This window comes from Paenibacillus sp. J31R109, from assembly GCF_059692055.1.
Map to the genome: position 1 here is coordinate 732,424 of NZ_JCAUAR010000001.1, position 22,333 is coordinate 754,756.

Here is a 22,333-nt window from a genome sequence, read left to right on the forward strand (position 1 = left end):
ATTTCCTAGGTATACTTGACATCTGCCTCTAGCTCGTACTATGTTAGTGTCAAGAGGTGGAATGGATGAGTAAGAAACAGGATATTATGGCTGCCACGCTCGACTTAATACATGAAGAGGGTTTACAGGCAGTTACCTTCTCTAAGATATTTAAGAGAGCAAATGTAGGGTCTGGCACCATTTACAACTATTTTGCTAACAAGGAAGAGATCGTTAATGCGGTCTATAAAGAGGCGCGGATGCATTTGGGCGAATACCTCGTGCAGGGATTCACACCCGAAGCAAGTCTTTATGAGCGCTTTAAGCGACTTCAGTTGAATCGACTTCAGTTCGGTATCGATTTTCCCAAGGAGTTTCTGTTTATTGACAGTTTTTCTTTTTCTCCTTATATTTCGCATGAGTTACGTAACATGGATGATGGCGACAATTCCCGGGAAGTTGTTCTGTCAGTTATTGTTGAAGGGCAGAAGCAAGGGATTTTTAGGGAGATGGAATCTCACTTATCCCATCAACTGATTCACGGTATTATTTCATCCATCCTGAAAGGATATTATGTACAGAAATATCCATTGGATGAAATCCAGATTCAACAAGTTCTAGAGTCATCTTGGAAAGCGCTGCTAGTATAGAAACAGCCATTTGAACGACTGCGAATCGTGGTCACAAAGGCTGTTTTTTTATTGAGATATCGGAATAAATATTCCAGAATTTCTTGCAGATAGAAGAGATATATCTCCCGTTATCTATAATAACTTAATAAAATAAGGGATTTTAAAAATGAGTTTATTATTTTGGGGAAATAATGTTGGAATAATTATTCCAAAACATCTTGACGTAAGAGTTCTTCGGAGATATACTAACCATGGAATAAACATTCCAAACACATCTGAAGGAGGAACATGATATGTCGAAAGTATGGTTGATTACAGGAAGTTCACGAGGTTTTGGACGCAGTCTTGCAGAGGCTGTGCTTGCTAAAGGTGACCAACTCGTCGCGACGGCTCGCAGTACCGAACAATTAGCTGATCTATCTGCACGTTACGGAGATCAGGTAAGGATCGTGCAGTTGGATGTGAATCGATATGATCAGGCTGAAGCAGCTATTCATACAGCTTTTGAAACTTTCGGACGGTTAGATGTCCTTGTTAATAATGCGGGTTACGGGAATATTTCTTCTATTGAAGAAACGTCGATGGAGGATTTCCGTGCACAGATCGAAACGAACCTGTGGGGCGTGATCAACGTAACGAAAGCCGCGCTACCTATGTTGAGAGAACAAGGTTTCGGTCATATCGTTCAGTTCTCCTCGATTGGTGGCCGAACAGGCGCGCCAGGTCTTGGTGCTTATCAAACAGCCAAGTGGGCAGTAGAGGGCTTCTCCGAGGTATTGTCTAAAGAAGTGGCACCGCTGGGACTTAAGGTCACATTGATTGAACCGGGCGGCTTCCGCACCGATTGGGCAGGCTCTTCGATGCAGCATATCGAACCAAGTGAAGCTTATCGTCAAACAGTCGGTGGACTTCTGAAACATTTGCGCGATAGAACGGGGAAAGAGAATGGCGATCCGGATAAAGCGGCGCAAGCGATTATTACGATGGTAAATGAAGATCATCCACCGCTTCGCTTGTTGCTCGGAAGTGATGCCGTGGATATCGCAAACGCGGTAGACGCAGGCAAGTTAGCCGAAACGAAGCGTTGGGAAAAGTTAAGCCGTTCTGCTGATTTTGAGCAAAGAGATTTGGATCCAGCCGTATCACAAATGTATAACGAGCTTGACGAATAAGCTTGCTCCTGTGCATTCATCCCTATCTTAAACGTGTATAAAAAGTTAGCCTTAGCCCAAAGATAAGCAAAAAAACTTATCCGCTTGGATAAGTTTTTATAAATATGAAACGGAGATCTTACTAACATGACACATATTACTATGAATTCAGAAATGGTTACCCTCATTAATGTATTTACGGTTGAACCTGCTAATCAAGAACGTCTCATTGAGTTACTTACCAGAGCAACAGACGTTTCAGTCCGATATGCTCCTGAATTTATCTCTAGCAGTCTTCATCGAAGTGTGGATGGCACGAAAGTAACTATGTATGCACAGTGGAAAAGTGCGGAAGCTTACCAAGCTATGCGAAATGATCCTAAGCCGCTTCCGTATCTACAAGAAGCTATGACGATTGCTACATTTGAACCCGGCATGTATGAAGTGGTTCGAACTTTCGAACCAGCAGGCGATTAAGATTCCGCGCGCTTGTCAATCGCTTCAGACATCGTACGATCCGTGAGATGCGCATAGATTTGCGTGGTCTCAGGGGAAGCATGGCCGAGCTGCTCTTGTGTTTTGTACAAGTCGTTCTGTAAGTAATAATCCGTTGCGAAGGAGTGCCGCAGTTTATGTACAGATAGATACGGCTTCCCAAATCTTTTCGCATATTTAATGACAAGTTCTTGAATCGCTCGTTTCGTCATACGTTCGCCCTCTTTTTTGCCATTGGCCATGGCAATGAAGAGGGCTTTTTCTTTTTTGGCTGGCTTGTAGCGCGAAGAGCGAATAGCCAAGTAATCCGTAATGGTTTGTATGGCATCAAGTCTAAAATAGACCGGTGTTTTGAAAGTGTCGTCATTTTTACCTTTGCGGTACACGTGGACGAGCTTCAATTTCATATCAATATCATCGACATTCAAGTTAAATACCTCGGAAACACGAAGCCCCGAATTTAGAATAAGCGTTACGATACAGGCATCCCTTACTTTGTTTAATTCATATGCATAAAGTGCTTGTTTATTGGTTGCGACATCGTGTCCATAACCTTCCTTCAAATAAGCAATGAACTCCGCAATTTCTTCCTCCTGCAACAGCTTGCCTTCCAGCTTCGCCGCGCTGTCTTTTGCCTTGTGTGCACGCTTAATCTCTACCTTAGCCATCACATTGCGCTTCAGGAGCGGGTAGAAGTTATCATCCTCAGCAATTTGACTCAAATAATGAAACAAGGATCGAAGCGCAGATAGCTTGCGGTTGATCGTTGTTTTACCATTAGCTTGTGCTTTACGAGTAGCAAGGAACATGCGAAAATTATTAACGCTGTCCATATGTAATCGTTCTAAGTCCTCGAGAGGGACTTGATTCATGGCAGTTGCTGTACTTAACCCCTCCGCGAGAAGCCAAGATAGGAATATTTCATAATCGCGAACATATTCGAGCAGGGATGATGGGGAGAGATCAGGTAGTTTGTAATTAATGAATTTCTCAATATACCACGGCATGGAAGGTACGCGACGATCTAACTCATGACGGTCTTTAACTTTAATTATATTCATAGCGGTTCACCTCATAAGCGTCTTGCTGTTAGTATACCAGTGCATTCTCGAAATTGGTAGAGATAGGAATCAAACTATTTTAGACCCTGAGACGTCTTAGCTACAACACGATTAACTGCGCGGTAAAAGGAGCGTCATCAACGACATGACTAAGAATAGGAAGCTAGAAAACGAGTTAATTGCCTGTATAACTGAACATAAAGAGAATGTGTATCGGCTTGCCTACAGCTATGTGAAAAATCAAGAAGATGCCCTTGATATTGTGCAAGAGGCAATTCAAAAGGCATTGGCTGGGTCTGATGCTTTGAAAAGCCAAGCGGCAATCAAGAGCTGGTTTTATCGAATCGTCGTGAATACCTCGCTTGATTTCTTGCGTAAACATAAGAAGCTAACCGTTATGGATGATATATCCATGGAAGCTTTGACACCCGGCAGTGAAGATGCCTATACGAATATAGATTTGGAGCGGGCGCTGGATGATCTACCAACGATGTATCGCAGTGTGATTACGCTTCGATATTTCGAGGATTTGAAGATCGATGAAATCGCGGATGTGCTAAAAGAAAACTCGAGTACGATCAAGACGCGGCTCTACCAAGCACTTAAGCTTTTACGAATAAAAATGAACGATGATAAGCTTGTGGAGGTAAACTAACCATGGACGAGAAGCTAGAGAAGATGAAACAAACCTATATGGAGATTCCAATCCCTGACGAACTCGATTTTATTGTCAATCAAGCCATTAACCAACATAGAAAAAAGCCTAAAACCAATCTGAAGTGGCTTCCAGTAGCTATCACTGCTGCGGCTATCATTTTCGTAGCGGGTCTTAATACGAGTCCAGCCATGGCACAATCCTTATCTGACATACCTGTCGTAGGCAAATTAATTAAAGTGCTGACCTTTCGTGAATATCATTACGATGACGGTGCAAACAAAGCGAATGTAGAAGTTCCCATCATAACAAATCTGGAGAACAAGACGTTAGAAGAATCCTTAAATGCCAAGTATTTGGAAGAGAGTAAAAAACTCTACACGAATTTCATGAATGACATTGCTCAGATGAAAGCTAGTGGATTAGAGGGACATCTCGGCGTAGATAGTGGTTATATCGTAAAAACGGACAATGATCAGATCTTCTCGGTGGGGAGGTATGTTGTCAATACAGCCGCTTCATCGTCAACTGTTTTCCAATATGACACGATTGATAAGAAAAATCAGTTGTTAATCACTTTGCCGAGCTTATTTAAGGATGATGGCTACATTCAGGTGATTAGTGACTATATTAAAGCCCAAATGAAACAACAGATGAAGGATGATCCTTCCAAAGTGTATTGGGTAGAAGGTGTTCCGAATGAGGTGAAGTTTAACTTTACGTCCATTAAAAAAGATCAAAGCTTTTACTTGAATAAAGAAGGCAAGCTTGTCATTGTTTTTCAGAAATATGAAGTGACGCCTGGTTATATGGGGGGGCCTGAGTTTGTAATTCCGACCAACCTATTAGCGGCTCAGTTATCTACACATGCTTATCTTTTGCCCGAATAAAATTGGACTCCATTGCCTACATTAATTGGGTATGCAAAACATCAGCTGGGGGTATTACCATGCCGCAACAACAAAAGGAACTTGGTTTAGCGCAAATTAAGGATGTTGCCCAAAAAGCAGAGCAAGCAGCGGAACAAACATTGCAAGTTGCACAACAAATCTATTCGCAGGCTACCGCTGCGGCACTCTCAGAAGCTGAACAGCAAGTAGAGGATCTCCAAACGCAAATCAAGCAAGCGCAGCAAAAGACGGAAGAACTGAAGCAAGAAATGAAATCACAAAGCGAGTCAATTCAGTCATAGCAGGCAGGTAGCCCCACTTCTGTGGGGTTTTACATGCTAACGAAGGAGGAAACGATATGCCGCGACGTCAAAGTGGTCCCCATACGATAGATCCCAATAAAGCGATGATTCAAGCCGTGCATTATGAGGATGGGAGTATAGAGTCTGTTAAATTTCAGAATGGTCAAGTGGTGGATGTTCAGACGGCGATTGAGATGACGGAGGCCGATTTAATTGAGGATGCCAATACAGGTGTGAATCGAAAAGGCGAAAAAACCTTGCGTTCGTATCCAGACGGAGATCCTAGCAATAATTTATCGAATTTACCTCGATTTTAGTTGGCATCGTTGATGAGATAAGAAGCTGTTTACCATGGGTGAACAGCTTTTTTTGCATTAAAAAAGCTGCTGAGGGTCTCAGCAGCTGTGAATGCGATTGCAGTTTTACTTTTTGAAATAGCCGCCAACATAGTTGTAGATAACGCCAAGCGCACCGATGTAGTAAGCGATTTTGATAATGTAATCGGTATGATCGAGCGGCATCATGTTGGAAAGCAAGAATAGAGGGAAAACAAAATACAATAGGTCTTTCAAGTAGGATGTAACCGTAGCGCTGGAAAAAGTTCCTGCTGAGAACGATTTGAACAAATCTACTACAAAGCTAAGACCCATGACCCCTAAGACAAGCCACATAGTATAAAGCATTAAACCCGATAGTGTAAGTGCCATGTCTGATTCACCTCCACATACGAAGATTTGCTTTCAATCTATCATATGCAGCGATGTGACAAGTCGTGCAAGGTTGTCATAAATTTTGACACTACGTGTGCATCGTATTTCGAAAAATAAGCGGGGATACACCTACATATTTCTTGAATATACGTGAAAAGTAGAAGACATCATTGTACCCTAATGTAGCAGCAATTTCCTTGACGGACATTGTCGTGTTCAACAAAACATTTTTGGCTTCCGCCATTTTCATTCTATGCATATAGGTATTTAGTGGATAACCGGAATATTCGCTAACGATTCTACGAAGGGTAGAAAGGGAGATATGGTGTCGCTTCGCGATACTTTGCGCGTCAAAGGGTTGATATAATGAATGACTGAGCTCATCAATGAGATTGATGAATTGCTGCGTCTTTGTCGTCTCCGTGGTGGCTTCTGCACGTTGAATAAATTCAAATAAGAGGGACTCTACAAGCAGTGCAGCCCGATCTATATTTGAAGGAATGCCGCTTTCCATCCCGATGAAAATGCGTTCGATCCGATTAAGCTGAGTCGTGTCCTCGTAGCCAACCTGCTTCACTTGGTCGATTTCAGTGAGCCAACTGTTCTGCCATTCCTGTACACGGCTACCTTCAAGCGTGAAGTAATATTCATCCCAGTATCCGCCCGGATCTGGGCCATATTGATAGACTTGATTCGGACGAAAGAAGAAGAGGCTTCCACTTTCGACTTTCTGCACCGGCCCGTCATTGACACGGTAAGTCCCCTTGCCTCCTGCTATATAGACAATAGCGAAACTCTCGAACTTGGCATCTTCCCGATACATAATCCGACCTGGCAAATGGCCAACATGACGAATACGAAGAGATTGCAGCTTTAATTTACTGGCATCGATAGGTAAAGTAATAATTCTAAGTGGATAGGGACTTATTGTATTGTCCATGAATCTAGGCATAACATACATTCCTTCCGAGCAAACTCCGTGGTATGATGTTGAAGTTAAAATGCAGAAATATTCATTAATTTTCATTATTAAGGAGCCTTCATGCATCCATAACCATTTTACCAAAAATTCGTTTAGAAAGAGAGCACAACATGATATGACAACCGCGCTTAAACGATTATTACTGATGAGCGCCAGCTCTGGTATTATTTTTAACTACATGGGTATCTTTATTAATCTGTTCATTTGGGAAAAAGGGAATCAAATCTTCGACGTAGCTTGGTTTAATTTGATCATGTTTCTAGCTTGGGGAGCTGCCTTCATGTTTGGCGCGAATCTGTTATCCAAGTTCACGATTGGGTCGGTTATGCGGGTTGCAGCCATTGGGGCAGGCGTCACTTTTATTCTACTATCATGGGTCCATTTTGAACCGAAAATGCTTTATATTACTTTGATTGCAATTCCAGTGGGCATTACGAACGGTCTTTATGGCTCTGCACAAAATATGGGGATCTCCCTTTTTGGAAAAGGGAAGGAATTTTCTGCGTTTTTTTCCGCGATAAGTGTAATTGGTCAATTGATTTCTTTCATTAATCCGTTGCTATTCGCAGTGATTATTAAGTGGATGGGATTTACCGCATCCTTCTTCGTTATGTTCATCTTCATCGGACTGATGATATTCACATCCTATTTTGTTCCTCTTATCTCATTAAAAGAAGCGAATGAACCCGTGTTTCGCAAGTTTCGCTTGGGTCAAGTATTCTCGACTCCCCAGTTGAAATGGATGATTCCTTCGCTGGTTGCAGGCGGATTTTTCATTCAGTTTCAGGGGATCTTCTCATTGATCTTTACATTCTCAGTCACGCAAGATAAGCTCAACATTGCCTTGCTGCAAATTATGTACACATCCTTCACGATTGGTTGTGTATTCGTATATCGTCGCTTCAGTCGTACGCGTCAGATCAGTGATAACAAATGGTTAACGTTTGGCATGGGGGCAGCGGCAGCAGGATTTTTGCTAGCTTTATTCCCAACACCTCTGATTTTGATTTTGTCCAACATCTTAACGACGATCGGATTGTTTTTCTTCGCTACGATATGGAGCTCACGACAGTTTGTAATGACTTATCAATTAGAACCCATTCATCAAACGAGAGTTATGGTATGGCGGGAGCTTATCTTGGTGATTTCGCGCATGTTCCTATTAGCGTTAATCCTCGGTATTCAAGACTTTGATGGATTCGTCTTCAAGGCTGTAATGGTCTTTAGTTTCTCAAGTGTCTTATTAATTCCGTATTTTTCTAAAAAAAGCGATGCAACAGTGGAGAAGACTGTTAGGAGAGGTGTGGAATCTTAGGATTCCCGCTTGGATAAATTGTTTATCGAGATGGGGTAGACGGAGAAACTATGGTATAATAAATCACAATATGGCATGAAAGCAGGCGACATAAGCAGCATGAATGGACAAAATCGTAAAGATGTTATGCCCGGTAAAGAAGTGAATATCGTATTAAAGCAAGACCAGCGAAGCGGGAAACTTACACGCGGGATAGTGAAGGATTTATTGACGAACTCACCCACTCATCCTCATGGTATAAAAGTAAGACTCACAGATGGCCAAGTTGGTCGCGTGAAAGAAATTATTACGCCGTCCAACTGACGGAACATGGAGGAGAATAGGGGATGGCAAAAGCAAAAGTAGCGAAACGGCCAACACGTGACGAGTTCGTACTAGAGGAGATCGGGAACCAGTTGTCGGAAGCGAAGATGGAGAACTCCGAGATTGTGTTAACTGTTTGGGGACGCGAAGAAACCGTTCGAGGCACAATCGCGACAATGGATTCACGTACGGGCAGAGTACATATGGATTGCAATGGCGAGCTGGATAAGGTGCCGTTCATGGATATTATGAAAGTGGAGTATCCACGGGATTAAGATGATGTGCTTCTGAAATTATTCGAACAATACGCTTATTCTTTAACTCTAAAGGCCAGTGTTAGAATGGGGCTCAGAGTGTGAAGAATAAGCGATTTTTTCATCAAAAAAATTGCACTAAATCTATATTTAACGCAATTTAGCTTGTAACGGACGGAGATTAACAGCATGGACACTAGTTTAACGTTTGATGACGAGTATTTGGAGCTTTTTGACTCCTGGATGAAGGACCAGGGGTTTACAAAACGAACGCAGCAAGCTTACCTTGGGGATGTTCGTTTATTTCTCGCAAGTCTCGGTGAGAAGGAATTACCAGCCATTGCTGCGATTGATATTATGCGCTTCCTGACGAAGATGCGTCAGGGCGGGGCAGGGGATGCGGCGAGGAATCGGTACCTCTCGTCGATCCGCACTTTTTTTGCAGCGCTAGTGGAGCTGCAGATCGTGATTCATAATCCCTCGAGTACTGTGAAGAAATCGAAGGTTGAGAAGAATCCAGTTCCGACTTTTTTGAGCGAGGAGTTGCTTTCTGTATTTTTGCAATCCATCGAAGGGAAATATCAGATTAGGAATGTTGCGATGTTTCTATTAATGAGCTATGCAGGATTGCGGGTCAGTGAGCTTCACCGTCTGAATATCTCCGATTTCAATCGGGGCACGAATTCATTAATGGTTCTCGGAAAAGGGCGCAAGTGGCGCGTAATCCCGCTTCCGAATGAGATTGTTCAGGTACTTCAACGGGCACTTGAAGAGCGTATGGAAGCGAGGAGTGGGGCGGAGCAGCCTTTCTTTGTCTCACAATTCGGTCGGCGAATCAGTATCCGAATGATTCAAACGATTGCCGAGAAGCATTTCGGCCAATTGAAGGGACAGTACATCGAGTTGCAGGGCAAGTCGTTCTCGAGTCATAAGCTGCGGCATACATTTGCCACGATGCAAGTATTAGCTGGGACGGATATCCGAACGCTGCAGGAGCTGCTCGGACATGCGAGCATTCAAACGACGCAAATCTATACGCACGTAGGAGATAAACAAAAGCAGGATGCGATGAATCGGGTATCGGCGTTCATTCCTGTAGGTATGGGGATTTAAGTGTCATAAATGACTAAAATCATGCATATAAGGCAAAGGAGAGACTTTCCATTTCTAGATGATTTTCTGGCTAGGAGGCTGACGTATGGCAATACGACCCCCCATATTGCAAAGTGGAGATACCATTGGCATTGTGACGTTAGGAAGTCCACTGGACGCAAGCACGATAGATGCTAGGCTCCAGACGCTTGACAATATGGGTTTCAACGTAGTTGTGGGGAAATACGCTTATGCGTATGGAGGGATCGTTGCGGCTACAGCTCAGCAGCGAGCAGATGACCTGATGGATATGTTTTCGAATCCGAATGTGAAGATGATTCTGCCCACAAGAGGGGGAACCGGAGTTAAAGATATTTTGCCCAACTTGGATTATCCACTCATTAATCGCAATCCAAAAATCGTCACAGGGTACAGTGATATTACGATTTTATTAAATGTGCTGTATCAATTTGCTAATTTAATAACCTTTCAAAGCCTGTTGCTGATTGATTTTAAAACGAGTACACCTGCATATAATTTCGACCAATTTTATACCGCGACATCGACACTTATGAGTCCGAGAGTCATTCAGAATCCTCCTGATATGCCACTAACTAGCTTGGTAAAAGGAGTTGTAAGAGGGCCAATCGTTGGCGGTAACCTCACATCGTTCGTAGGGACTTTGGGGACGCCTTTTGAAGTGAATACAAAGGGGAAGATCATCTTCCTTGAAGAGACACATGAACCATCGAATGCGGTGTATCGCTATCTGACGCAACTCATTATGGCCGGAAAATTCCGTGATTGTGTTGGTATCGTCATGGGGCAATGCACGAATTGTTCAGTTTCCTATTCTACAACATACCAGGATTTAATTGTTGGATTAATCGCTCCGTTAGGAAAGCCGCTTCTTACGAACTTAAGCACTGCCCACGGCTTTTATAAAGCTGCGATTCCGGTTGGAGCGCTAGCTGATCTCGATACATTCAATAACACACTTACAATCATTGAGCCCACAGTCAGTTCTTAGCTAAAAAGGGAGAAAAGCCGTCGGCAGCAACCGCGGCTATTTCTCATCCTTAGTTGATGAGGCGACGTGCTCCCCAGTAATGCTCATCATAGTATGGCGTACCGAATAGCGTACTGATTTTTACTTCTCTTGTTCCCATTGTACCGGCTTGAAGCATTTGGTTATTGCCTAGATAAATACCTACATGGGAAACGCCTGTTGTATAGGTGCCTTGTAGGAAAACGAGGTCGCCTTTTCGCAGATTACTTTTCTCCACAGGTGTACCTAATTGGCTTTGTAAGGCTGCGGAATGAAGCAAGTTAAATCCATGCAGATTAAACAAATATTGAACAAATCCAGAGCAATCAAAAGCAACATTTGGCGTACTGCCACCAAAAACATAAGGGACGCCAAGCTGCTTCATCCCTGATGCAATGATCGCATCGGCTTTCACTTCCCAGCTTTGTTTCTGCGAAACTTTGGTAGGAATAGAAATGATAACGCCTTCATAAATGTTTTGCGAATCGACTTTCGGATTACTTGCAATTAGCTCAGACAGCGACACATTAAACTTCTGTGAAATAGACCAGAACGTATCGGAATCCGTGGCTATGTAAGAACTTGATGGTGCTGCTTGCGCAATTCCACCGAACATAAGACTAGTCGCGACAACCGTTGTTAGAATCAGTTTTCTCACTGTTTTCCTCCTTGATGTCTGATATGTGTACTAACACATTCTATCAAAATGAAGAAATAGAGAATATGAGCAAAATATGGATATCCAATATACATCAATAAATTGTTTACATAACATTAATTATGTAACTACATTTAAAGCGAATGGAAACAAAAATGTGATTCATCTAATTGAAATCAGTAACCGACTTTACACAATGTCAAATCCAACTGCTAATTTAGGAACAGAATGTATAATGAAAATGAATAAAATCCTTATATAATATAACATATAGGGTTATTAATACTCACAGATAGATAACGTAAGTGTACATGGATAGAGGGAGGAACCCGATGAATTCAGACTTTTTCCGTCAGAAAGTGGAAATTTCGTTAGAAGGCGTCGGTATGGTGTTCGGTAAAAAAGGGAGGCAGATCACGGCCCTTCAGAACATTACCTTTGATGTAAAGCAGCATGAATTCGTTACCTTATTAGGGCCATCCGGTTGTGGTAAATCTACATTACTTCGTCTTATGGCAGATCTCCTTCAGCCGTCTAGTGGTCAGATTACGGTACGAAAGGAACACCCCAAAGAGGTGCGGTTACGTCGTAAGTTCGGCATTATTTTTCGAACACCTAACTTATTTGAATGGCGAACCGTACGTGAGAATATCGAGCTGCCACTAGAAGTTCTTGAACAAACACGTCAAATGTATCGCGAACAAGTCGACCAGCTCATTGATACTTTAGGCCTTGTAAAGTTTAAAGATTATTATCCCTGGCAGCTCAGTCTGGGCATGCAGATTCGAGTCGCTATGGCCCGTGCGTTATCCCTCGATCCTCCCATCTTATTCATGGATGAACCTTTCTCCACATTAGATGAATTTACGAAGGACAAATTACAGCTAGATGTCCTTGAAATGAAGAAGAAAATGAACAAAACCATCGTTTTCGTTACTCGCAGCCTTACAGAGGCTGTATTCCTCTCAGATCGAATCATCGTTTTATCCGCAAATCCAGGTCGCGTACATGCGATTCACCAAGTTCCCTTAGGTAGTGATCGTACTTTGCAAACCCGAGAATCGCCCCTCTTTCAGGAATTAACCACAGTGATTCAAAAGTCTATGAATGAGGAAAATGAACCCTCAGACGATTAACTTTTAAACAAAGCGTCATGCATTCTACTAAATGAAAAATGATATCAAGAGCTAGGGATGACATCCTATTTGCAAACATAGAAATATAGTAAGAGAATCAGCCAACTGGAGGGGACTACGTATGAGTGCTCAAGGAGACGTTGATCCATTGAATAAAGAGTCGCTGCTCGAGAAAGATCGTAAATATGTCTGGCATCATATGTCGGCACATAATGAGAATCCGATGATCATCGCTTCCGGAGAAGGCAGCTGGGTGAAGGATATTGATGGTAATCGCTATCTGGATGGGATGTCAGGCTTATGGTGTGTGAATGTGGGGCACGGCAGGAGAGAGATTGCGGAAGCAGCTGCGGAGCAGATGATGAAACTCGCCTATGCAACGCTAGTACAATCCCACATTCCTGCTATTGAATTGGCGGCGAAATTAAATGAATGGCTTAATGGGGAGTATCGCATTTTTTATTCCAATTCAGGATCAGATGCCAATGAAGTTGCTTTTAAAATAGCTCGTCAATACCATCATCAGAATGGTAAGCCTAGCAAACATAAGTTTATCTCACGTCATCGAGCCTATCATGGGAATTCCATGGGCGCTTTAGGTGCAACGGGTCAAGCTCAGCGCAAATTGAAATATGAACCACTCGGAGTTGGCTTCCAGCATGTGCCTCCGCCTTATTGTTATCGTTGTCCTTTTGGGCAGAAGAAAGAGAGCTGCAGCTTACAATGTGCCAAAGCGATCGAAGATGCCATCGTGTGGGAAGGCGCAGATTCTGTTGCTGGTGTCATTCTAGAGCCGGTCATTACAGGCGGAGGAATGATTGTTCCTTCAGATGATTATTTACCAATGGTTAGGAAAATTTGTGATAAGTACAATGTACTGCTCATCGTAGATGAAGTGATATGCGGATTTGGGCGATCGGGCAAGCCCTTCGGCCATCAGAATTATAAGGTGCGTCCAGATATCGTCACGATGGCCAAAGGTTTAACAAGTGCCTATTCACCGCTATCTGCAACGGCAGTATCCGTTGAATTATACGATTCTTTCAAAGAAATAGAAGCCACGAGCCACTTTCGACATGTCAATACGTTTGGTGGGAACCCCGTTTCATGTCAGGTAGCCTTGACGAATCTAGCGATTATTGAGAAGGAGGGACTCGTCGAACGTTCATCTGAGATTGGTAAAGCATTTCGAGCTGGTTTAGAGCCTCTACAGCATCATCCTCATGTGGGGGAGATACGCATTTTCGGATCAGCAATGGGCATTGAGCTCGTGGAGGATCGTGTATCCAAGATTCCCGCTTCAGTTGAACGGGTAACAAGTATTATCGTGGCTTGCAAAAGCAAAGGGCTGCTCGTCGGGAAAAATGGGGATACCGTCCCTGGTTATGCCAACATTATTACGCTGAGTCCTCCGTTATCGTCAACGGACGACGATGTGACTTTTATCATCGAAACCTTACTTTCCGTGTTTGGTGAAGTAACTGTGAAAGGATGATCTGACTTGTCGACAATTCCAGAGTTCCGAATTAATGCAGAACGTCTCCAACAGCATATCGATGAACTTGCGCTAATCGGCAAGATCGGTGAAACGGGCGTCTGCAGACTTGCCCTTTCGAAGGAAGATCGAGCAGGCATAGAGCTGGTGAAATCTTGGATGGAAGAAGCTGGGATGGAGGCTTATATCGATCCCTTTGCTAATCTAATTGGCGTTTGGCGCGGGAGTGATCCGCAAGCTCCTGTGCTCATGCTCGGTTCACATGTCGATTCGCAGCCCTATGGGGGAAGGTTCGACGGGGCAATTGGCGTCCTTGGCGCTATAGAAGCGGTGCAAACGATGGTCGAAGAAGGCATGAAACCCGCGTGCAATATTGAAGTGGTTGCTTTCTGTGATGAAGAGGGCTGTCGCTTCAACAAGGGGTTGTTCGGGGTAAGGGGAATGACGGGTAAACTGGAAGCCGATGAATTGGACCGAACGGATAAAAACGGCGTCTCCCGCCGTGAAGCTCTACTAGAATTCGGCTGTGACCCAGCGGATTTCGAGGGATATACATGTCAAGAAGGCCGAATTGGGGCATTTCTCGAACTGCATATCGAACAAGGTCCTGTGTTGGAGTCGATGAATGAACCCATTGGTATCGTGACAGGGATCTCAGGACCATTGTGGCTCACTGTGGAAATGATTGGATTCGCAGGACATGCAGGTTCTGTACCGATGTCGATGCGTCATGATGCGCTGCTTGGCAGTGCCAAAATTATCGTCGCTCTAAACGAACTAGTACGTCAGGAATCAGGTGCACCAACAGTAGGAACAGTCGGCTCCCTTACGGTGTTTCCGGATTCACGGAACATCATCCCTGAGAAGGTCAGCTTCACGGTTGATTTACGCGACATCGATATCCATCGTCGTGATGCACTCGAAGCGGAACTTCGCAGTTGCATCAAGAACGTAGCCGATGAGCACGGTCTCACCTACACCATTCGAGAAGATACGAATAGCGAGCCTCGTTATTGTGCAACTTGGATCAAAGATACGCTTCATAAGGAAGCGGGTCTGCTGGGGATGAAGCCGCCGGAGCTTATGAGCGGTCCTTTTCATGATTCGCTGACGATGTCTTATGTGTGTGACTACGGCATGATTTTTGTAAGGTGCCTCGAGGGCATTAGTCACAATCCCAAGGAATATGCTAGTCCTGAGGATATCACTTTAGGAACTGAGTTGCTATACCGTACCGCTAGGCGTATTGCACTCGACAGAGGAGGCATACGAGCATGAGTATCGTCAAAATCGGACTCATCCAAGCTTCTCATGACGTGCATGGCGATGCACCAATTGCCGAACATAAAGAGCGAGCCATACAGAAGCACCTTGGTTTGGTACGCCAAGCCGCAGCGCAAGGAGCGCAACTGATATGCTTACAGGAGATTTTCTACGGTCCGTATTTTTGTGCGGAGCAAACGACGAAGTGGTACGATGCGGCCGAGGAAATTCCGAATGGGCCGACGACGAAGCTTTTTAGAGAGCTGGCCCAAGAGCTTGGCGTCGTGATTATCCTTCCTATTTATGAGCGCGATGGCATAGCCTCCTATTACAATACGGCAGCTGTTATTGATGCCGACGGTGCGTATTTGGGGAAATACCGGAAGCATCATATCCCTCATGTTGGAGCGGGCGGTGGTTCCTGCGGCTTCTGGGAAAAGTATTATTTCAAGCCAGGAAATCTCGGCTATCCCGTCTTTGATACCGCTTATGCCAAGGTAGGCGTCTACATTTGTTATGATCGTCATTTTCCTGAAGGCGCTAGAGCCCTTGGGCTTGGTGGTGCGGAGATTGTGTTTAATCCATCAGCTACTGTTGCTGGCACATCAGAGTACTTATGGAAGCTTGAGCAGCCTGCGCATGCTGTGGCCAATGGGTATTATGTTGCCGCCATTAATCGTGTGGGAACGGAAGCACCTTGGAACATGGGAGAATTCTACGGACAATCGTACTTGGTGGATCCGCGCGGGGCAATTGTTGCGATCGGCAGTCGGGATCAAGATGAAGTGATCATTGGAGACCTAGACAAATCGCTGATTCGTGAGGTTCGTAATGTTTGGCAGTTTTACCGGGACCGCAGGCCAGAAACGTATGATCAAATCACGCAACTTTAAATGGGGAGGAGGAGCGAAGATGAGTTCGACATTTATTTCGCTAACGGATTTGAAGCGTAATTTTGCCGAAGTGAAGGCGGGAATGAAGCCCAAAGAGGCGATCGAAGAGTCCAATCGCTGCTTGTTCTGTTATGACGCTCCTTGCATAAACGCCTGTCCGACAGGCATTGATATCCCTTCTTTTATTAAAAAGATTGCCTCTGGCAATCTCAAAGGCTCAGCTCGCACGATTATGGATGCCAATCCGGTCGGTGCTTCGTGTTCGAGGGTATGTCCCACAGAGGAATTGTGTGAAGGGGCTTGTGTACTTAATCATTCGTCCAAGCCTATCTTGATTGGTCAATTACAGCGTTACGCGACGGATTGGGCGATCAAGAATGAACAGATTTTCTTTAAAGCAGGCGCAAGTAATGGCAAAACGGTTGCGATCGTGGGAGGCGGACCTGCTGGACTCTCGGCAGCGCGTGAGCTAGCCCGCTTCGGCTTTAAGGTAACAGTGTTCGAAGCAAAGGAGCAAGCGGGAGGCTTGGATACTTACGGCATCGTGTCGTTCCGGCTTCCGCAGGAAATCTCGCTTTGGGAGGTTGAACAAGTACGACAGCTTGGCGTCGATTTTCGCATGAACACGCGCGTAGGTGTAGAAGTGAGCGCTGCGGAGCTGCTGGAGGATTACGACGCTGTCGTATTAGCCATTGGCATGTCCAAAGTACCTATGCTTGGTATTGCTGGCGAAGAGTTGACGGGAGTGTATGATGCAATTGATTTCGTAGAGTCGACGAAAATCGCTCCTGATCTCGATGAATCTCTTGTTGGGAAACGAGTGGCCGTGATTGGTGCAGGGAATACGGCCATTGATGCCGCGACCTGTTCGGTTAGACTAGGAGCGGAACATGTCCAAATCGTATACAGACGGACACAAACGGAAATGACAGCGTATGATTTCGAATACGAGTTCGCTAAACTCGATGGCGTTGCTTTTCAGTGGCTTACGGCACCGAAACAGATCCTCGGGGATGAACAGGGCAACGTCGTAGGCCTCGAATGTGTACGGATGGCGCTTGCTGAGTCAGATGGCGGACGCAAACGTCCCGTCGCTATTGCGGACTCCGAATTCGTCATAGAAGTAGATGCGGTTATCAAAGCGATTGGACAAACGAAGCATATTGCGCTCATAGAGCAGTTTGGACTTGCACATTCGCGGGGTATCGTAACGCTAGTTGATTCAACTACGGGTTTAACTTCAAACCCCAAAGTGTTCGCAGCCGGAGATGTCATCTTCGGTGATGGACAGGGCGAAGCGATGGTTGTGTCGGCGGCTCAGCAAGGTAAGTTAACCGCCTATGCAATCTATAAGCAGCTCGTGAAGGGGCAAGAAGCGTCGGCTTGAATGAGTGGTTATTACAGGGTCACTACAGAATCAGGAGGGATTCAGCATGGCAGATTTACGAACGAATCTAGCTGGAATTGTGTCACCCAACCCTTTCTGGTTGGCATCGGCTCCTCCGACGAACACGGGGTATCAGGTTCAGCGGGCATTTGAAGCGGGCTGGGGAGGCGCGGTTTGGAAAACACTGGGAGATCCGATTATTAATACTTCCTCACGCTTCGCGGCAGTTCATTTCAATGGGCAGCGTGTTGCGGGCTTCAATAATATTGAACTCATCACCGATCGTCCGCTTGAGATCAATCTGAAGGAAATCTATGAAACGAAGAAGCGGTTTCCTAATCATGCTTTGGTTGTGTCCCTGATGGTTGAGCCCAAGCGAGAGAAGTGGCACGAGATCGTTAAGAAGGTCGAAGCCGTCGGCGTAGACGGACTTGAACTAAACTTTGGCTGTCCGCACGGGATGGCTGAACGGGGGATGGGCTCGGCATCAGGCCAGCAGCCAGACCTTGTCGAGGCGCAGACGATGTGGGCGAAGGAAGCCGCACAAACCCCTGTTATTGTGAAGCTGACGCCAAATATCACGGATATCACGAGCACTGCACTAGCAGCTGTTCGTGGCGGAGCGGATGCGATCTCGCTCATCAACACGATTAATTCGTTGGCTGGCGTCGACATAGACTCGTGGAACACCATTCCACATGTCGGCGGTAAAGGCTCGCACGGCGGCTATTGCGGTCCTGCTGTGAAGCCGATCGCACTTCATATGGTTGCGGATTGTGCGCGTAATCCAGGCGTGAACATCCCGATTTCCGGCATAGGTGGCATATCCACTTGGCGAGATGCCGTAGAATTCATGTTGATGGGTGCAACGGGAGTTCAAGTATGTACAGCAGCTATGCATCATGGTTTCCGAATTGTGGAAGATATGATCGATGGATTGAATAACTATTTGGATGAAAAAGGTCTTGCCAGCGTATCTGAGCTTATTGGAAAATCAGTTCCTCGTTACTCCGATTGGGGAAATTTGGATTTAAATTATGCGGTCGTTGCCAAGATCGATACAGAAACATGTATTAACTGTAACAAGTGCCACATCGCCTGCGAGGATACCTCGCATCAGTGTATTGAGAGGCTTACGGACGATCAAGGGAAATCCTTTTTGCAGGTGCGGGAAGAAGATTGTGTTGGCTGTAATTTGTGCGCAATTGTATGTCCTGTAGATGGGGTAATTTCTATGGTTGAGGTCCCACACACAGAGGAGCCAATGACCTGGAATGAACGTCAAGTAACCGTCGCCAAGCTGTCAGAGGGTAAAGATACGGATAAGAAGGAGGCTGTGTAGCCATGGCCAAGCTCATTAAGAATGGAACGATTGTCACTGCTTCAGATCAGTATCAAGGGGATATTCTCATTGAAGACGGCATCATTACCGGAATTGGACTTCATCTGTCAAAAGAAGGTGCCGAAATAGTAGATGCCACAGGGAAATATGTATTTCCTGGTGGTATTGACCCGCATACTCATCTGGATATGCCATTTGGGGGGACGGTCACAGCCGATGATTTTGAGACAGGAACGATGGCTGCGGCTTTTGGCGGGACAACGACGGTGATTGATTTTTGTCTGACGAATAAAGGGAAGCCCCTCAGTCAGTCTGTACAGACTTGGCATCAAAAAGCAAAAGGTAAAGCAGTCATTGATTATAGCTTTCATCTGATGATCGCGGAAATCAACGATGAGGTGCTTGCCGAACTGCCTTCCATGATTCATGACGAGGGGATCACATCTTTGAAGGTTTTTATGGCTTATAAGAACGTTTTCCAAGCGGATGATGGCACACTGTACCGGACTTTGCTAGAGGCCAAAAAGCAGGGTGCTCTCGTAATGGTTCACGCAGAGAATGGCGATGTCATTGAATATTTAATTAAGGAAGCGCTAGAAGCGGGACAGACCGACCCCATCTATCATGCCTTGACGCGGCCTTCTTTAATAGAAGGTGAAGCGACAGGGCGTGCAGCGAAGCTCACGGATTTAGCCAACTCGCAGCTCTATGTGGTTCATGTGACGTGTGAGGAAGCTGTACAGCAAATAACGGAGGCTCGCAATCGTGGTGTCGATATCTGGGGTGAAACGTGTCCGCAATATTTGATGCTCGATCAAACGTATCTAGAAAAGCCGGATTTCGAAGGCGCGAAATACGTGTGGTCCCCACCACTTCGACCCAAGTTTCATCAAGACGTGCTGTGGAATGCGCTAAAAACAGGCCAACTTCAAACGGTGGGCTCGGATCAGTGTTCGTTTAATTTTAACGGTCAAAAAGATTTAGGTCTCGGGGACTTTAGTAAAATTCCCAACGGGGGGCCTTGCATTGAGGACCGTTTCTCGATTCTGTTCTCTGAAGGGGTAGGGAAAGGGCGTATTACTTTGAATCAGTTCGTGGACATCGTGTCTACGCGTAGTGCAAAGTTGTTTGGTTTGTTTCCGAAAAAGGGGTCGATTGCCGTTGGCGGGGACGCGGATATTGTGATATTTGATCCGAATGCGAAGCGTACGATTTCTGCTGAAACGCACCATATGAATGTGGATTACAATCCGTTTGAAGGGATTGAAATAACGGGCGAGCCGGTAACCGTACTTTCACGTGGAGAGTTCGTTATTCGGGATAAACAGTTCGTAGGTGAGGCAGGAAATGGTCAATTCATCAAGAGGGGAACATATGTTTCATTATCAACAGAAGTGAATGAAGGGAAGAAGGAAACGGTCCAAGGAGGTGCCCCCCATGTCTGAATTTGAGCAATTTCAAGCAGAAAAACAAAAGTTGGATGGCTACGTCGCACAGAAATTCAAAATAGTCGGCGTGCTCGAAGATCTAGAAGGAGCATGGCTGGATCTCGAGCACCCCGGAGGGGAAACGGCGAGGCTTCATTTGAAGACAGCAAACGCCAGAAAGTATTACGTCAATGTGCTGTTGTCACAAGGGAAATCGAAAGCTTAATCGTAGGTAGATTGGATGGCTCCATTCAGATATTCATAGCCATGCAGAGCAAGCTCTAGAGCGATTCGTTTCTGCGGCTGCATGAAATCGTCTCCAAGAATGGCCGCGATTTTATCCAGCCGATGATAGAGCGTTTGCCTTACGATGAACAGCTCTTTCGCTGTTTCCTGCTTCGAGCCGGATAACGTTAGATACATGTGTAATGTTTTCAAAAGCTGGCCATTTTTCTCGCGATCAAACACTAGCAGGCCACCTAGATATTCCTCGATAATCGAGTTTAATTGGCCAGATTGCTTCATCCCCAGAAGAATTTTATAGACGTGAAGTTCGTGATAGAAGGGCTTCGGGAGTATGCCAACATCCTTCTGGATCACCAACGTTTCTATCGCTGTGTCATAACTGACACGAAGTTGAAGCGGGTCATTGATTGACTTGCCGATACCGACAAGTGTCGGGAAAAGGTGCGTCTCTTGTGATTTCTGTAAGCGTTGAATCGTTCGGAGAATGCGCTCATGACTTGAGGGCAATTGATCTAAGAGAATAAACACGATTCGCTGCTCATACACCGTCGGGAATAAATAGAAGCCTTCTCTTTCAAACAAGGAGCGGGCAAGCATTTGTTTTTGAAAAAGGAGCGTTTCTTGCGATTTGGATCCTTCATTCCCTGCGGTTTTATCAAAGACACAAACGATGATCGGACCTAGCTTTACAGCGGGCTTGACGCTCATCACATAGTCACGAATATCCTGTAGTGAATGCTTGCCACCTAACCAATCGGTCACCCAGAGATCCTGTTTGTAGCGTGTTTTTTCCTCGATATAAGTGGTACGCATCATTTCTTGTGCAATCGCAGTCGCGCAGCGATCTAAAGCGAGTATTTGGAACTCACTTAACTCTTGTTCGGCAAATATAAGCAGGTCTGCGAACAAATGTTCTAATGCGAGAATTGGACGATGCGCCAGCTTGTTTTTGACATCAAATAAGTGAAACAGTTCGCCAAATATCCATTTTTCATAAAAGGCAGCACCAGCTTCTTTAGGCAAAGAGGGTACGAACACAGCATCCGTATCAAAAGGGAAAAAAGCAACTTGCACCTGCGTTGTTTCTTGTAGCAATTGGAGGAGAGGCAGCAGTCCTTTGCCAGACAAAAGCAGCTGATTGAGCTTCGTTGATAGGGATTCTAGATCAGATACCATTTTGTGATGTTGATGAATGAAATGCGCATGTAAATCCTGTGTGATATCTATATAACGAACTTCCTCGTGGAAAAAAATGAGTGGGAAATGGGCTTGTAAGGCAAGCCTCTTCATGCTCTCAAGCGGTTGCTTCGTATACGTACCCAGCTCGATACAAAGACCTGAAGCGCCGCTGTCGATTAACTGTTGCAGGAACGAAAGACTCGTTTCTTCATTATCATGCCAACCTATCCCTGTGCTCAGAATGAGTTCATTTCCGTTCAAAAGGTGACCCACTTGCGTAACTTCCATGATGTGAACCCAGCGAACTTTGCGAGCTAAAGCTTCTTCCGTTGCAATCGCCTCAGCCTTACTAAATAGAGGGCGCTGAAGAATATCTTGAACGGTTAACTGTAAAAGGGTCTGTACCAAGCAAAATCACCACTTTCATGTTAGGAAAGA

25 protein-coding genes are annotated in these 22,333 nt (G+C 45.0%); 20 read left to right on the top strand and 5 right to left on the bottom strand.

The features are described from left to right. Positions 1-65: 65 nt before the first annotated feature. The 3 genes from AC58QT_RS03340 (at position 66) to AC58QT_RS03350 (ending at position 2,239) form a co-directional block, all read left to right on the top strand. Positions 66-629: a TetR/AcrR family transcriptional regulator gene (locus AC58QT_RS03340; RefSeq protein ID WP_310500232.1), complete on the top strand. Its 564-nt coding sequence runs from the start codon at positions 66-68 to the stop codon at positions 627-629. A gap of 275 nt (positions 630-904) precedes the next feature. Continuing rightward, the gene (locus tag AC58QT_RS03345; protein ID WP_497407660.1) at positions 905-1,783 is read left to right on the top strand and encodes an oxidoreductase; all 879 of its coding nucleotides are present in this window, start codon (positions 905-907) and stop codon (positions 1,781-1,783) included. A gap of 126 nt (positions 1,784-1,909) precedes the next feature. Continuing rightward, positions 1,910-2,239, top strand: coding sequence for an antibiotic biosynthesis monooxygenase family protein (locus AC58QT_RS03350; protein WP_497407661.1), 330 nt, complete (start codon positions 1,910-1,912; stop codon positions 2,237-2,239). Here the strand turns inward: AC58QT_RS03350 and xerS are convergent. Further along, the gene (xerS, locus tag AC58QT_RS03355) at positions 2,236-3,318 is read right to left on the bottom strand and encodes a tyrosine recombinase XerS (RefSeq protein WP_310500229.1); all 1,083 of its coding nucleotides are present in this window, start codon (positions 3,316-3,318) and stop codon (positions 2,236-2,238) included. The genes AC58QT_RS03350 and xerS overlap by 4 nt on opposite strands. Positions 3,319-3,463: 145 nt before the next feature. On the opposite strand from xerS, the gene sigV reads away from it, so the two are divergent. The 4 genes from sigV to AC58QT_RS03375 are packed head-to-tail and all read left to right on the top strand — an operon-like array spanning position 3,464 to position 5,482. Beyond that, on the top strand, positions 3,464-3,973 hold the full coding sequence (gene sigV, locus AC58QT_RS03360; protein ID WP_497407662.1) for an RNA polymerase sigma factor SigV: 510 nt from the start codon (positions 3,464-3,466) through the stop codon (positions 3,971-3,973). Positions 3,974-3,975: 2 nt separating this feature from the next. Then, positions 3,976-4,863: an anti-sigma-V factor RsiV gene (gene rsiV / locus AC58QT_RS03365; protein WP_497407663.1), complete on the top strand. Its 888-nt coding sequence runs from the start codon at positions 3,976-3,978 to the stop codon at positions 4,861-4,863. Positions 4,864-4,922: 59 nt separating this feature from the next. Continuing rightward, positions 4,923-5,165: a hypothetical protein gene (locus AC58QT_RS03370; protein WP_497407664.1), complete on the top strand. Its 243-nt coding sequence runs from the start codon at positions 4,923-4,925 to the stop codon at positions 5,163-5,165. 56 nt (positions 5,166-5,221) lie between these two features. Continuing rightward, positions 5,222-5,482 carry a DUF3892 domain-containing protein gene (locus AC58QT_RS03375; RefSeq protein ID WP_497286354.1) on the top strand — a complete coding sequence of 87 codons (261 nt, stop codon included), beginning with the start codon at positions 5,222-5,224 and terminating at the stop codon, positions 5,480-5,482. A gap of 105 nt (positions 5,483-5,587) precedes the next feature. Here the strand turns inward: AC58QT_RS03375 and AC58QT_RS03380 are convergent, their stop codons facing one another. After that, entirely contained in the window at positions 5,588-5,872 is a 285-nt protein-coding gene (locus tag AC58QT_RS03380) for a hypothetical protein (protein WP_497286353.1), read from the bottom strand. A 91-nt stretch (positions 5,873-5,963) separates the two neighbouring features. Further along, positions 5,964-6,827, bottom strand: coding sequence for an AraC family transcriptional regulator (locus AC58QT_RS03385; RefSeq protein ID WP_497407665.1), 864 nt, complete (start codon positions 6,825-6,827; stop codon positions 5,964-5,966). A gap of 145 nt (positions 6,828-6,972) precedes the next feature. Between AC58QT_RS03385 and AC58QT_RS03390 the strand changes: the two genes are divergently transcribed. The 5 genes from AC58QT_RS03390 (at position 6,973) to AC58QT_RS03410 (ending at position 10,851) form a co-directional block, all read left to right on the top strand. Next, on the top strand, positions 6,973-8,172 hold the full coding sequence (locus AC58QT_RS03390) for an MFS transporter (protein WP_497407666.1): 1,200 nt from the start codon (positions 6,973-6,975) through the stop codon (positions 8,170-8,172). A gap of 99 nt (positions 8,173-8,271) precedes the next feature. After that, positions 8,272-8,475, top strand: a complete 204-nt coding sequence (locus AC58QT_RS03395; RefSeq protein WP_497286350.1) for a YwbE family protein — start codon at positions 8,272-8,274, stop codon at positions 8,473-8,475. Positions 8,476-8,498: 23 nt separating this feature from the next. Further along, positions 8,499-8,750 carry a YolD-like family protein gene (locus tag AC58QT_RS03400; protein WP_310500221.1) on the top strand — a complete coding sequence of 84 codons (252 nt, stop codon included), beginning with the start codon at positions 8,499-8,501 and terminating at the stop codon, positions 8,748-8,750. Between the two features lie 168 nt (positions 8,751-8,918). Continuing rightward, positions 8,919-9,842 carry a tyrosine-type recombinase/integrase gene (locus AC58QT_RS03405; protein ID WP_497407667.1) on the top strand — a complete coding sequence of 308 codons (924 nt, stop codon included), beginning with the start codon at positions 8,919-8,921 and terminating at the stop codon, positions 9,840-9,842. Between the two features lie 85 nt (positions 9,843-9,927). Beyond that, entirely contained in the window at positions 9,928-10,851 is a 924-nt protein-coding gene (locus AC58QT_RS03410) for a S66 peptidase family protein (protein ID WP_497407668.1), read from the top strand. Positions 10,852-10,900: 49 nt separating this feature from the next. Here AC58QT_RS03410 and AC58QT_RS03415 read toward each other — a convergent pair whose 3' ends face one another. Then, positions 10,901-11,527 (bottom strand): C40 family peptidase, encoded by a 627-nt coding sequence (locus AC58QT_RS03415; protein WP_497407669.1) that lies wholly within the window; start codon positions 11,525-11,527, stop codon positions 10,901-10,903. A 332-nt stretch (positions 11,528-11,859) separates the two neighbouring features. Here AC58QT_RS03415 and AC58QT_RS03420 point away from each other — a divergent pair, with 332 nt between their 5' ends. From AC58QT_RS03420 to AC58QT_RS03455, 8 genes are all read left to right on the top strand, one after another. After that, positions 11,860-12,663 carry an ABC transporter ATP-binding protein gene (locus AC58QT_RS03420; protein ID WP_497407670.1) on the top strand — a complete coding sequence of 268 codons (804 nt, stop codon included), beginning with the start codon at positions 11,860-11,862 and terminating at the stop codon, positions 12,661-12,663. Positions 12,664-12,784: 121 nt separating this feature from the next. Beyond that, positions 12,785-14,158, top strand: a complete 1,374-nt coding sequence (locus AC58QT_RS03425) for an aspartate aminotransferase family protein (protein ID WP_497407671.1) — start codon at positions 12,785-12,787, stop codon at positions 14,156-14,158. A 6-nt stretch (positions 14,159-14,164) separates the two neighbouring features. Then, on the top strand, positions 14,165-15,436 hold the full coding sequence (locus tag AC58QT_RS03430) for a M20 family metallo-hydrolase (protein WP_497407672.1): 1,272 nt from the start codon (positions 14,165-14,167) through the stop codon (positions 15,434-15,436). After that, positions 15,433-16,314, top strand: coding sequence for a nitrilase-related carbon-nitrogen hydrolase (locus tag AC58QT_RS03435; protein ID WP_497407673.1), 882 nt, complete (start codon positions 15,433-15,435; stop codon positions 16,312-16,314). The genes AC58QT_RS03430 and AC58QT_RS03435 overlap by 4 nt, the downstream gene beginning before the upstream one ends. 19 nt (positions 16,315-16,333) lie before the next feature. Further along, positions 16,334-17,701 (top strand): NAD(P)-dependent oxidoreductase, encoded by a 1,368-nt coding sequence (locus AC58QT_RS03440; RefSeq protein WP_497407674.1) that lies wholly within the window; start codon positions 16,334-16,336, stop codon positions 17,699-17,701. 46 nt (positions 17,702-17,747) lie between these two features. Then, positions 17,748-19,043 carry an NAD-dependent dihydropyrimidine dehydrogenase subunit PreA gene (gene preA / locus AC58QT_RS03445; protein WP_497407675.1) on the top strand — a complete coding sequence of 432 codons (1,296 nt, stop codon included), beginning with the start codon at positions 17,748-17,750 and terminating at the stop codon, positions 19,041-19,043. A 2-nt stretch (positions 19,044-19,045) separates the two neighbouring features. Next, positions 19,046-20,488, top strand: coding sequence for a dihydropyrimidinase (hydA, locus tag AC58QT_RS03450; protein WP_497407676.1), 1,443 nt, complete (start codon positions 19,046-19,048; stop codon positions 20,486-20,488). Beyond that, positions 20,481-20,696 carry a hypothetical protein gene (locus tag AC58QT_RS03455; protein WP_310500210.1) on the top strand — a complete coding sequence of 72 codons (216 nt, stop codon included), beginning with the start codon at positions 20,481-20,483 and terminating at the stop codon, positions 20,694-20,696. Before hydA ends, AC58QT_RS03455 begins: the two co-directional genes overlap by 8 nt. On the opposite strand, the gene AC58QT_RS03460 is transcribed toward AC58QT_RS03455, so the two are convergent. Next, complete coding sequence (locus AC58QT_RS03460) at positions 20,693-22,303, bottom strand: PucR family transcriptional regulator (protein ID WP_497407677.1); 1,611 nt, start codon at positions 22,301-22,303, stop codon at positions 20,693-20,695. The genes AC58QT_RS03455 and AC58QT_RS03460 overlap by 4 nt on opposite strands. Positions 22,304-22,333: the final 30 nt, after the last annotated feature.

What these genes read in the sequence shown, in the direction of transcription:
- AC58QT_RS03440 (WP_497407674.1), top strand. Translation starts at nt 16,334, where the DNA reads ATGAGTTCGACATTTATTTCGCTAACGGATTTGAAGCGTAATTTTGCC.
- AC58QT_RS03425 (WP_497407671.1), top strand. Translation starts at nt 12,785, where the DNA reads ATGAGTGCTCAAGGAGACGTTGATCCATTGAATAAAGAGTCGCTGCTC.
- AC58QT_RS03340 (WP_310500232.1), top strand. Translation starts at nt 66, where the DNA reads ATGAGTAAGAAACAGGATATTATGGCTGCCACGCTCGACTTAATACAT.
- AC58QT_RS03405 (WP_497407667.1), top strand. Translation starts at nt 8,919, where the DNA reads ATGGACACTAGTTTAACGTTTGATGACGAGTATTTGGAGCTTTTTGAC.
- AC58QT_RS03350 (WP_497407661.1), top strand. Translation starts at nt 1,910, where the DNA reads ATGACACATATTACTATGAATTCAGAAATGGTTACCCTCATTAATGTA.
- AC58QT_RS03380 (WP_497286353.1), bottom strand. Translation starts at nt 5,872, where the DNA reads ATGGCACTTACACTATCGGGTTTAATGCTTTATACTATGTGGCTTGTC.
- AC58QT_RS03410 (WP_497407668.1), top strand. Translation starts at nt 9,928, where the DNA reads ATGGCAATACGACCCCCCATATTGCAAAGTGGAGATACCATTGGCATT.
- AC58QT_RS03455 (WP_310500210.1), top strand. Translation starts at nt 20,481, where the DNA reads ATGTCTGAATTTGAGCAATTTCAAGCAGAAAAACAAAAGTTGGATGGC.
- AC58QT_RS03385 (WP_497407665.1), bottom strand. Translation starts at nt 6,827, where the DNA reads ATGCCTAGATTCATGGACAATACAATAAGTCCCTATCCACTTAGAATT.
- AC58QT_RS03420 (WP_497407670.1), top strand. Translation starts at nt 11,860, where the DNA reads ATGAATTCAGACTTTTTCCGTCAGAAAGTGGAAATTTCGTTAGAAGGC.
- AC58QT_RS03390 (WP_497407666.1), top strand. Translation starts at nt 6,973, where the DNA reads ATGACAACCGCGCTTAAACGATTATTACTGATGAGCGCCAGCTCTGGT.
- sigV (WP_497407662.1), top strand. Translation starts at nt 3,464, where the DNA reads ATGACTAAGAATAGGAAGCTAGAAAACGAGTTAATTGCCTGTATAACT.
- AC58QT_RS03375 (WP_497286354.1), top strand. Translation starts at nt 5,222, where the DNA reads ATGCCGCGACGTCAAAGTGGTCCCCATACGATAGATCCCAATAAAGCG.
- preA (WP_497407675.1), top strand. Translation starts at nt 17,748, where the DNA reads ATGGCAGATTTACGAACGAATCTAGCTGGAATTGTGTCACCCAACCCT.
- AC58QT_RS03395 (WP_497286350.1), top strand. Translation starts at nt 8,272, where the DNA reads ATGAATGGACAAAATCGTAAAGATGTTATGCCCGGTAAAGAAGTGAAT.
- xerS (WP_310500229.1), bottom strand. Translation starts at nt 3,318, where the DNA reads ATGAATATAATTAAAGTTAAAGACCGTCATGAGTTAGATCGTCGCGTA.
- AC58QT_RS03370 (WP_497407664.1), top strand. Translation starts at nt 4,923, where the DNA reads ATGCCGCAACAACAAAAGGAACTTGGTTTAGCGCAAATTAAGGATGTT.
- hydA (WP_497407676.1), top strand. Translation starts at nt 19,046, where the DNA reads ATGGCCAAGCTCATTAAGAATGGAACGATTGTCACTGCTTCAGATCAG.
- rsiV (WP_497407663.1), top strand. Translation starts at nt 3,976, where the DNA reads ATGGACGAGAAGCTAGAGAAGATGAAACAAACCTATATGGAGATTCCA.
- AC58QT_RS03400 (WP_310500221.1), top strand. Translation starts at nt 8,499, where the DNA reads ATGGCAAAAGCAAAAGTAGCGAAACGGCCAACACGTGACGAGTTCGTA.
- AC58QT_RS03345 (WP_497407660.1), top strand. Translation starts at nt 905, where the DNA reads ATGTCGAAAGTATGGTTGATTACAGGAAGTTCACGAGGTTTTGGACGC.
- AC58QT_RS03435 (WP_497407673.1), top strand. Translation starts at nt 15,433, where the DNA reads ATGAGTATCGTCAAAATCGGACTCATCCAAGCTTCTCATGACGTGCAT.